The 9,551-nt window shown below is 74.0% G+C and carries 10 protein-coding genes; 4 read left to right on the top strand and 6 right to left on the bottom strand.

The window, feature by feature from the left end:
- Positions 1–301: 301 nt before the first annotated feature.
- Both ABD823_RS33685 and ABD823_RS33680 read left to right on the top strand, forming a co-directional pair.
- Positions 302–1,966, top strand: coding sequence for a methyl-accepting chemotaxis protein (locus tag ABD823_RS33685; protein WP_344866882.1), 1,665 nt, complete (start codon positions 302–304; stop codon positions 1,964–1,966).
- 22 nt (positions 1,967–1,988) lie between these two features.
- A complete protein-coding gene (locus tag ABD823_RS33680; protein ID WP_344866880.1) occupies positions 1,989–3,074 on the top strand; it encodes a sugar ABC transporter substrate-binding protein in 1,086 nt (361 codons plus the stop codon).
- A gap of 100 nt (positions 3,075–3,174) precedes the next feature.
- On the opposite strand, the gene ABD823_RS33675 is transcribed toward ABD823_RS33680, so the two are convergent.
- From ABD823_RS33675 to ABD823_RS33660, 4 genes are all read right to left on the bottom strand, one after another.
- Positions 3,175–4,047, bottom strand: a complete 873-nt coding sequence (locus tag ABD823_RS33675) for an RICIN domain-containing protein (protein ID WP_344866878.1) — start codon at positions 4,045–4,047, stop codon at positions 3,175–3,177.
- Positions 4,048–4,647: 600 nt separating this feature from the next.
- Positions 4,648–5,109, bottom strand: a complete 462-nt coding sequence (locus ABD823_RS33670; RefSeq protein ID WP_344866876.1) for a MarR family winged helix-turn-helix transcriptional regulator — start codon at positions 5,107–5,109, stop codon at positions 4,648–4,650.
- A gap of 118 nt (positions 5,110–5,227) precedes the next feature.
- A complete protein-coding gene (locus ABD823_RS33665; RefSeq protein ID WP_344866874.1) occupies positions 5,228–5,521 on the bottom strand; it encodes a metal-sensitive transcriptional regulator in 294 nt (97 codons plus the stop codon).
- A 90-nt stretch (positions 5,522–5,611) separates the two neighbouring features.
- Positions 5,612–6,841, bottom strand: coding sequence for a rhodanese-like domain-containing protein (locus ABD823_RS33660; protein WP_344866872.1), 1,230 nt, complete (start codon positions 6,839–6,841; stop codon positions 5,612–5,614).
- On the opposite strand from ABD823_RS33660, the gene ABD823_RS33655 reads away from it, so the two are divergent.
- Entirely contained in the window at positions 6,777–7,589 is an 813-nt protein-coding gene (locus ABD823_RS33655) for a hypothetical protein (protein ID WP_344866870.1), read from the top strand. The two genes, ABD823_RS33660 and ABD823_RS33655, sit on opposite strands and share 65 nt — an antisense overlap.
- Before the next feature lie 21 nt (positions 7,590–7,610).
- Here the strand turns inward: ABD823_RS33655 and ABD823_RS33650 are convergent, their stop codons facing one another.
- Together ABD823_RS33650 and ABD823_RS33645 are read right to left on the bottom strand one after the other, a co-directional pair.
- On the bottom strand, positions 7,611–8,039 hold the full coding sequence (locus tag ABD823_RS33650) for a hypothetical protein (protein WP_344866868.1): 429 nt from the start codon (positions 8,037–8,039) through the stop codon (positions 7,611–7,613).
- Positions 8,036–8,272, bottom strand: coding sequence for a hypothetical protein (locus ABD823_RS33645; protein ID WP_344866866.1), 237 nt, complete (start codon positions 8,270–8,272; stop codon positions 8,036–8,038). Before ABD823_RS33645 ends, ABD823_RS33650 begins: the two co-directional genes overlap by 4 nt.
- A gap of 684 nt (positions 8,273–8,956) precedes the next feature.
- On the opposite strand from ABD823_RS33645, the gene ABD823_RS33640 reads away from it, so the two are divergent.
- A complete protein-coding gene (locus ABD823_RS33640; protein ID WP_344866864.1) occupies positions 8,957–9,301 on the top strand; it encodes a hypothetical protein in 345 nt (114 codons plus the stop codon).
- The last annotated feature ends 250 nt before the right edge of the window (positions 9,302–9,551 follow it).

Raw genomic sequence — 9,551 nt, 5'->3', positions numbered from 1 at the left:
CGGCCGCAACCGCGTCCACCTCGCCACCCCCACCACCGACCCCGCCACCCCCGCCACCCCCGCCGTCACCGGCCCCGTCACCGGCCCCGCCGCCGCACCCGCCCCGGACACCGCCGGCCCCGCCGCCGCCGAGGTCGGCACCGCAGCCTGAACCGGCCCGCGGAGGCCCGGGCCCGGCCCGTGGGGGCACGTGGCGACCGGCGCGGAGCACACATGAGAAAGGCTCAGTTTCCGAATCCCTTACCCGATGGGCGGGATGCCGGGTCGTATCCCGGCAGGACTTCTGAAGGGACATGCGCCGATGAACGACGCATCGGGCCGGCCCGCCTGGCAGGACGCCGCACCGGCCACCAGAACGCCGCGCCGCAGGGCGATCCTGCGCACCGTGGCCAACCTGCGGATCTCCCGCAAGCTGCTGCTGCTCGTGGCGCTGGGCTGCTCGGTCGCCGCGGTGGTCGCCGCGGTCGGTCTGGGCGGGCTCAGCAGCGTCGACCGGCAGGTGGAGGAGATCTACCGCGGCAACCTGGAGCCGTCCGCCCAGCTCGCCAAGATCAACTCAGCGGCGCTGCAGGTCCAGAACAACATCGCGAACCTCGCCCTGGCCGACGGGGAGGTCGCGCGCAAGTCCTTCCGCGAGGGCATCGCCGCGGCCGACGAGCAGCTCGCACAGGCGCTGGAGACCTACCGCACGTCGGTGAGCGACGACTCCCAGCGCGAACTGGTCGACCGGTTCGACATCTGGTGGACGGCCTACCACACCATCCTGGAGAACCGGCTGCTCCCGCTGGCCGAGTCCGGCGCGGCCGCCGACTTCCAGCAGGCCTACCTCGGTGACGGCCAGACCACCAGCACCAACGCGATGACGGCCCTCGACCAGCTGCTCCAGTACGAGCAGACCAGCGGCGCCGCCGCGGCCGCGTCGGCGCACGACGCGTACGGCACCGCGCGCACCGGCATGCTCGCCGCCCTCGTGGCCGGGCTGCTCGTCGCGCTCGCGCTCAGCCGGTACATCGCCGGCCTGATCGCCCGGCCGCTCCAGCGCATGCACGAGGTGCTGCGCGGCCTGGCCGCCGGTGACCTCACCCGCGAGGTCGAGACCGAGCAGCGCGACGAGGTGGGCGAGATGGCCCAGGCCCTGGCGGTCGCGACCGCCAGCACCCGCGACGCCGTCCGCGCGCTCGGCGAGAACTCCGAGGCGCTGGCCGCCGCCGCCGAGGAGCTCGCGGCGATCAGCTCCCAGGTGGGCGCCAGCGCCGGCGAGGCCTCCGGCCGCGCCGAGGGCGTGGCCGAGACCGCCCAGCAGGTCAACGCGCACGTGGCGGCGGTCGCCGCCGGCGCCGAGGAGATGGGCGCGTCCATCCAGGAGATCTCCCGCAACACCGCCGAGGCCGCACACGTGGCCTCGCGGGCCGTGGGCATCGCCGCGTCGGCGAACGAGACCATCGGCAAGCTGGGCACCTCCAGCGCGGAGATCGGCGACGTCGTCAAGACCATCACGAGCATCGCCGAGCAGACCAACCTGCTGGCACTCAACGCCACCATCGAGGCGGCCCGCGCCGGGGAGTTCGGCAAGGGCTTCGCGGTCGTCGCCCAGGAGGTCAAGGACCTGGCGCAGGAGACGGCCAAGGCGACCGAGGACATCGGCCGCCGGGTGCAGGCCATCCAGTCCGACACCGACGCTGCGGTCGCCGCCATCAGCGAGATCACCGGAGTGATCGCGCAGGTCAGCGAGTACCAGGAGACCGTGGCCGCCGCCGTCGAGGAGCAGGCCGCGACCACCCGGACGATGAGCCGCAGCGTGGCCGACGCCGCCACCGGCACCGGTGACATCGCCGCGAACATCAGCGGCGTCGCCGACGCCACCGACATGGCCAGCCAGGGCGTGGCCAGCACCACCGAGGCCGTCAGCGAGCTGGCGGGCATGGCGTCCCGGATGCGCACGCTCGTGTCGCGCTTCACCTACTGATCGGAGACGACGGACAATGCGCATGTATCGACGCGCGACGGCCGCGGCGGTGGCCGCGGCGGTCGCGACCACGCTCCTGGCCGGCTGCGGCCTGCTGCCGGGATCCGGCGACGGGACCGCCGCCGAGGCCGGGCCCGCGGGGAAGGTGGCGCTGCTCCTGCCGGAGCGCGCGGCCAGCCGCTACGACGCCGCGGACGCCCCGTACTTCTCCCAGCGGCTCAAGCAGCTCTGCCCCGGCTGCGAGATCGACTACCGCAACGCCGAGCAGGACGCCGCCGGGCAGCTGTCCCAGGCCGAGGAGGCCCTGGAGGAGGGCGCGAAGGTGCTGGTGCTCACGCCGGTCGACAGCGTCGCCGCCGCCGAGATCGTGGAGCTGGCCGCCGACCGCGACGTGCCGGTCATCTCCTACGACCGCCTGGTCCTCGACGCCCCCGTCGACTACTACGTCTCCTTCGACAACGCGAAGGTCGGCAGGCTGCAGGGCGAGGCGCTGCTGTCCGCGCTGGGCGACAGGGCGGACGGCGGCGAGATCCTGTGGATCAACGGCTCCCCGACCGACAACAACGCCACGCTGTTCAAGCAGGGCGCGCACGAGACGCTCGACGGCAAGGTCCGCGTCGCGGCGGAGTTCGACACGCCCGAGTGGAAGCCCGAGAACGCCAAGGCCTGGACCGCCCGCACGCTGTCCGGGCTGAAGGGGCGCGAGATCGTCGGCGTCTACGCGGCCAACGACGGCACGGCGGGCGGCGCCGTCGCGGCGATGAAGGCCGCCGGGCTGCCGGCCGTACCGGTCACCGGCCAGGACGCCGAGATCGCGGCACTGCAGCGCATCCTCGTCGGGCAGCAGCACATGACCGTCTACAAGGCCGTGCGCACGGAGGCGGAGAAGACCGCCGAGCTGGCGTTCACGCTGCTGAAGGGCGGCAGGCCGGAGACCGACGCCACCGTGGACAACGGCGCGGGCGCCGTGCCGTCCGTCCTGCTCGACCCGGTCACCGTCACCAAGGACACGATCAAGGAGACCGTGGTCGAGGACGGCTACGTCACCCCCGGTGCGCTCTGCGCCGGCTCCTACGCCGACGCCTGCTCGGCCGCGGGCATCGGCTGACGCCGTCCCCGCCGCGGGGTCCGGCGGCCCGGCCGCGCGCCGGCCGGGCCGCCGGTGCCGGTCCGGGGCCGGACCCCGGGCCGGCGGCCTCTCCTCCCGCCTAGCCGGCGATCCGCAGCGTCCAGCGGCGCGCCGCGTTGTCGTCGCAGGTGTACTGCACGGCCCGCAGGTTGTCGGTGGCGCGCGCGCCGCCGGCCACGGTCAGGCACTTGCCGGTCCGCATGTTCTTGATCTGGTAGTCGCCGTCGCCGCTCACGTCGGTCAGCCGCCACCGGTGCGCGGCGTTGTCGTCGCAGGTGTACTGCACGGCCCGCAGGTTGTTCACCGGCCGCGCGCCGTCGGCCACGGTCAGGCACTTGCCGGTCCGCATGTTCTCGATCTGGTAGACGTACGGGCTGGTCTGCCGGAGCGTCCAGCGGCGCGCGGGGTCGTCGTCGCAGGTGTACTGCACGATGTCGAGGTTGTCGGCGGCACGCGCGCCCTCGGCGATGGTCAGGCACTTGCCCGTCTGGTTGTTGCGCAACATCACCTTGTCGATCTCCGCGCTGGACAGCTCCCGCGGGTTGCCCGCGTGTCCCCGGTCGGAGACGGGCGCAACCTTGACGCCCGCGTCGCGGTCCGCGGCACCGTCCAGGTCGCCGCCGGTGTCGCGCACCCCGCCGTGCTCGTCATGGCGGTCCTCGCCACGGTCGTAGCGGTCGTCATGGCGGTCGTCGCGGTCATAGCGGTCGTCGTCGCGGTCGTAGCGGTCGTCGTCGCGGCCGTTCTCGTGGGCACCGGAGCCCTCGCCCTGGACGCCGTACTGCTCGCCGTACCTGTCGTGGTCGTACTTGTCGCCGTACGGGTCGGGGTGGCTGGTGGCGCTCATCGCGGGGTCGGCCTGGGCGGGTGCCATGGCCAGCAGGCCCGGGGCGATGAGGGCGGCCGCGGCGGAGGCCAGCAGGAGCCGGTGGGATCGGCGGGAAACAGCCATGGTGATGCCTTTCATGGTCGGTTCGGTGGGCACCGCGCGCCGGTGCGCCCGCCGTGCCGCCGCATGGGTGTCCGCGGCACGGCGGGCCGGCGGCTCCGGGGGCACGGCGGCCGCAGGTCGCTTCTCGCGGACTGCTGCGGACGGCCCCGCTCCGGGCGCGCGGCGTGGTGTTCCGCCAGAGAGGAGAACCGGCCCCGTCATGCACGGCGCGGGTGATCCCTGGACAGGGGCGGAACCCGCCCGAAGTCCTTCCCGCGGAGCGCCGCCCAGCCGACCGGCATAGCGAAAAAATGGCGATTCAATTATATAAGCCATTGATCATCATGTAATTCATGCATTTGTGGGCCTTTGCCGGTTTGAATGTCCCGAAAAACCTCGGGTCGCCACGGAACAAATCGCCACAAAATGCACAATTCAACCCCCAGCGAGAGAGATGAGTGCCCACGCCGTACCGCCGCCCGGCACCCGGCGCGCCCCTCCCGCGCGGCCCGGCCGGACCGCGCGGAGGCCGCACGGCGGAGGGGAGGGCCGGAGCGGGGGCCGGGACCGGCCCGGGCTCGGCCGTCGGCGCCGATCCGGGCCAGGAGGACCGGCCCGGGCTCAGCCGTCGGCGTCGATCCGGGCCAGGACCCGGACGGCGAGCCCCTCCAGGACCCCGGATTCACCGGGGCCGAGGGCGTCGAAGAACAGGTGCCGGACCGCGCCGACGTGATCGGGCGCGGCGGCGGTGATCGCCTCCCGGCCGGTCCCGGTGAGCACCACGTAGGCGCCGCGCCCGTCCTCTCCGCACTCCTCGCGGCGGACGAGTCCGCGCCGCTGCATCCGGCCCAGGTGGTGGGAGAGGCGGCTCTGCTCCCACTCGAGCGCGCGCTGCAGCTCGTACGGGCGCAGCCGGCCGTCCGGCACGTCGGTCAGGTGGACGAGGACCTCGTAGTCGGCCAGGGAGAGCCCGGAGGCCGCCTGCAACCGCCGGTTCAGCTCGGCGGTCAGCCGGCTCTGCATGCGCAGGTAGGCCCGCCAGGCGCGCTGCTCGTCGTCGTCGAGCCACCGGGGATCGCTCATCCCCCCATCCTAGCCGAATTTAATGATGTGTCATCTAATTTGCCGGCAGGTGGGATCGGGACCGCCCCGGCACGGCCCCCAGACGGCCCGGCCTCCGCGAGGCCGCCTCCGGGACGTCTCAGGACAGGGCCAGGAAAAGCTTCTCCAGCCGCTCCGGGGTGATCGGCGGCTCCTCGCCGGTCTCCCTCGCCAGCTGGCACTGCTGCAGACCGGTCGAGATGATTTTGAAGCCGGCCCGGTCCAGCGCCTTGGAGACCGCCGCCAGCTGGGTCAGCACCCGCTCGCAGTCCTCGGCGTTCTCGATCATCGCGATCACCCCGCCCAGCTGGCCGTGGGCCCGCTTGAGCCGGGTGAGGGCCTCGGCCAGGACGGTCGCGTCCATCCGCACGTTCTCCACCTCCGTGTCCAACATACCCGGGGGGGTAACCGGAGGGCTTGAGGCCCGGTCCCTCCCGCGACGCCCCTGCCGGCCCGGGCCCGGCCCGGCGTCGCCCGCCGCCGCTCAGGCGGCCGCGGCGGTGGCGGTCTTCCACGTCGCGTAACCGCCGTCCAGGTTGGCCACCCGCCGCCCGAGGCCGGTCAGCAGCCGGGTCGCGGTGTGGACGCCCACCCCGACCCCGCAGTAGACCACCAGCGGCCCGGCCGGCAACTCGCCCGCGTGCTCGCGCAACTCGTCGAGGGGGACGTTGACCGCGCCGGGGACGTGCCCGGCCGCGAACTCGCCCGCCGTACGGACGTCGACCAGGTGCGCCCCGGCGGCGACGGCCTCCTCCAGCTCGTGCCACTGCACGCTCTGAGTGGTGCCGTCCGCCAGGTTGGCCGCGACGTAGCCGAGCATGTTCACCGGGTCCTTGGCCGAGCCGAACGGCGGCGCGTACGCCAGCTCCAGATCGGCCAGCTCAGGCGCGGTCAGCCCGGCGCGCATCGCGGTGGCGATCACGTCGACGCGCTTGTCCACGCCCTCGGTGCCGACCGCCTGCGCACCCGGGATCTCCCCGCTGCCCGGGTCGAAGACGAGCTTGAGCGCCATCGGCGCGGCGCCCGGGTAGTAGCCGGCGTGCGAGGCCGGGTGGGTGTGGACCACCCGGTGGTCCCGGCCCGCGGCGCGGGCGCGTTTTCCGTTCCAGCCGGTGACCGCGACCGTCAGGCCGAAGACCTTCACGATCGCGGTGCGCGGTGCGGCGGCGAGCGCGCCGAGCAGGGCGTCCGGGTCCTCGACCGTGCGCAGGGTGCGGGCGCGCTTGACGCCGGGCACGTCCGGCACGGACGGCGCCGCGCCCGGTGACAGGACGAGGTGGTCGTAGGTCTCGGCGTAGACCTCGCCGGAGGCCAGGTCCCGGACCGTCACCGTGCGGGCGGCGGCGTCGACGCCGACGACCTCGTGGCGCACCCGCACGTCCAGCGCGAAGCGCTCACGCAGGCTCTCGGGCGTCTGCAGCAGCAGCGCGTCCCGCTCGGCGATCACCCCGCCCAGGTGGTACGGCAGGCCGCAGTTGGCGTAGGAGACGTGGCCGCTGCGCTCCAGCACGACGATCTCGGCCGACTCGTCCAGGCGGCGCAGCCGGGTCGCGGCGGACATGCCGCCGGCGACCCCGCCGGCCGCCCATCGGCCCCGGCCGCACGGGCGGGGGTGGCGCCCGCCGACGGGTGTCAATACAGTATTGACGGTGCCCACGAGAACGGTCCGGCCGGTGACGGAGGCCGAGGCGGCCCGGCGCGCCGAGGAGATCATCGAGCGGCGCGCCCGGTGCGACGACCCCGACCGGGAGAAGCTCTGCGACGAGCCGCTGGAGCTGGTCGGCTACGTCCTCGCCCACCGGCGCGTGCCCGAGGAGGTGCTCCGGCGCGACGTGCCGGACGCCCTGGTCCTGCTGGAGTACGCCCGCCGCGCGGTGCCGGCCCTGCCCGGCCGCCTGGACCGGCTGGAGCACCGGCTCCTCACCCTGGGGACGGAGATCGGGCTGAGCCTGGGGGAGCTGGCCGCCGCCCTGGGGCTGCGCTCGCGGCAGGCCGTGCAGCACCGGCTGCTCCGCCACGCCGCCGCCGAGCGCGGCGCCCCCCGCAGCGAGGTCGCCGAGCGGGCCGCCCGCCGCGCCGAGGCGCGCGAGCGGGCCTGGCTGGACCGGCACGGCGCCGCCCTGCTCTCCTGCACCGAGCGGCTCCTCGCCCACCGCGGCCCGCTCACCGCCGCGGCCGCCGAGACCGCCCGGGCCGAGCTCGGCGAGGCCTTCGACGAGCTGGCCGAGTCCCTCTCCCGCGTGCCCGCCGGCCCCGCAGGCCCCGGGCACACGGACCCCGGTCACGCCGCGCACCGCGCCGTCCGGATCCGCCACCTGGCGGCCCGGCTCCGCCTGCTCCTGGCCGACCTCGCCGCCGCGGGCGCCGCCGCCGCGCTGCCCGCCGGCCACCCGGTCCACGACCTGCTGGCCCGCACCGCCCGCCTCGCCGCCGCCCACCAGTCGGCCGTCCCCGCCGCCTGATACGGGCGCGGACGGCAGGGGTCAGCGCCAGCCGGTGGGCACCCCGGGAGCGGCCTTCCGGTAGACCTCGGGATGCTCGGTGATGATCGTCCAGTCGTACAGGGGATGCGGCTGGTTGCGGCGCTCGACCGCGGCCCACAGGGTGTGGCCGACGGACAGGTCGTCCACCCCGGCGAGCTGGCACACCGTGCCGACGTCGCGCGCGGTGGCGCGGTCCACCTCGTCGGCCGTCTCCGGCTCACCGAGGACGGACACCAGGCCGACCAGGCGGTCTCGGGGCGGACCGGGCACGGCCTCCCGGTAGGCCCGGGCCAGGACGAGGGAGGGGATCACGATCGGTCTTTCGGCCTCCAGGGCCGCGCCGATCATCGCTGCGGTGTAGACGTCGCCGGACAGGTGCAGCCGGACGGTGCTGGCGTCCAGGACCAGCCCGGGTCCCAGAACGCTCACGCGGACTCGGGGAGCTGGAGGAAGGAGCGGATGCGCGCCATCGCGGCCCGGTCCTCCTCGCCGTCCCCGAGCCGCGGCCTGCCGCCGATGCTCGCGTAGTACGCACGCGTCTTGAGGTCTCTGTCCACCCGGGCGCGCACGGCCTCCACGATGTAGGCCGACAGGTTGCCCCCGGCCAGCTCGCGCAGGTGCGCCTCGAGGTCCTCCGGCATCGCCACGCTGATTCGGTTCATACGGCAAGCATACGATCTGCATACTGACCGCGCCGGGTCTCGCGGCACGCCCGCCCCGGCGGGGCGCCCCGCACCGTGGGGGACGTGCGGGCGGCGCCTTCGGTCACCTGGTGCCGGCGGCCGAAGGCGCCCTTCCCGATGTGAGCACGGTACTGTCCCGCAGCGACCATCTCACATCGGATGTGTCTATCAGTGACCGTTCCACTCCGACAAGTGATCAGATGGGCAAGATGGACAAATATCACCCATCACATCACTCGCTGTAAATGTCCGGCGGCCCGGAACCGCCGGTACAAAACTCCCCAATTCGGTTAAATGCCCGGTCGTTCCCCGGCTTCCGGGGGCCGCCGCCGCGCCGTCGCGGACCGGCCCGGCCGTCCGGCCCGCCGCCCGCGACCCCTGTCCCGCCGAGCCTCCCGGACGCCGACGGATCCGATCACCCGATCCTTTTCGACTGATCACGACTCCCATGGCCGCCATGATCAGACATGGGGGGATTAGTGATCGCTCGCGATCTTAATTCGCTTTTCGTATCTACTACATTACTCTCCGTGTTTGAGAAGAGAGCGGCGGGTATGGGGCGTTTGGGTCCACCGCACCCGACCGCCGGACGGCCGGGGGAAGCGGGCCCGACGTGAGTCCCGGTCCACAGGGGGACCGGACCGAGAAAGGAAACCCACTTCCATGAGCAAGACACTGTCTCGCATCGTGTTCACGGGAGCCGCGGCGGCCGCGCTGGTTCTCTCCGCCTCGTCCGCGGCCCTGGCCGGCGGCGGTGGCTACGGCCCCTACGGCGGTGGCGGCTACGGCGGGGACACCTTCTACAAGAACAACCGCTCGGTGGCCGGCCCGTACGGCGCCTCCAACTTCAACATCAAGAGCGGCACCGGCGGCGGCTACGGCGGCGGCTGCGGCTACGACCCCTGCAAGGGCGGCTACGGCGGCGGCGGCGCCTTCTACAAGGCCAACCAGTCGGTGGCCGGACCGCAGGGCGCGGCCAGCAACAACATCGTCAGCGCCACCAACTGAGCCGCTGACCCGATAGTGGATCACTCTCTGTAACACATGGGAAGGGGGCCCCGTCCGGCACGCCGGACGGGGCCCCCGCCCTTCGGGCGGCGGGCCCCCCCCGCCTTCCCCGCGGGCACCCCGCCGGCGCCGGTCCCATCGGGTCCCTTCAGCCCGCCGGGAGCGCCGGGGCCGCGCACGGACGCGCGGTCGCCCGGCGCCCGCCGGGCGACCGCCGGGCGACCGCCGGGCGACCGCCGGGCGACCGCCG

Source organism: Planomonospora alba, assembly GCF_039534085.1.
GTDB classification, from domain to species: Bacteria; Actinomycetota; Actinomycetes; order Streptosporangiales; family Streptosporangiaceae; genus Planomonospora_B; species Planomonospora_B alba.
This window is presented reverse-complemented; position numbering and strand designations above follow the sequence as displayed.

Bases quoted from the DNA above. Each gene is read 5' to 3' on its own strand.
- ABD823_RS33685 (WP_344866882.1), top strand. From the start codon at position 302: ATGAACGACGCATCGGGCCGGCCCGCCTGGCAGGACGCCGCACCGGCC.
- ABD823_RS33680 (WP_344866880.1), top strand. From the start codon at position 1,989: ATGTATCGACGCGCGACGGCCGCGGCGGTGGCCGCGGCGGTCGCGACC.
- ABD823_RS33675 (WP_344866878.1), bottom strand. From the start codon at position 4,047: ATGGCTGTTTCCCGCCGATCCCACCGGCTCCTGCTGGCCTCCGCCGCG.
- ABD823_RS33670 (WP_344866876.1), bottom strand. From the start codon at position 5,109: ATGAGCGATCCCCGGTGGCTCGACGACGACGAGCAGCGCGCCTGGCGG.
- ABD823_RS33665 (WP_344866874.1), bottom strand. From the start codon at position 5,521: ATGTTGGACACGGAGGTGGAGAACGTGCGGATGGACGCGACCGTCCTG.
- ABD823_RS33660 (WP_344866872.1), bottom strand. From the start codon at position 6,841: ATGATCTCCTCGGCGCGCCGGGCCGCCTCGGCCTCCGTCACCGGCCGG.
- ABD823_RS33645 (WP_344866866.1), bottom strand. From the start codon at position 8,272: ATGAACCGAATCAGCGTGGCGATGCCGGAGGACCTCGAGGCGCACCTG.
- ABD823_RS33640 (WP_344866864.1), top strand. From the start codon at position 8,957: ATGAGCAAGACACTGTCTCGCATCGTGTTCACGGGAGCCGCGGCGGCC.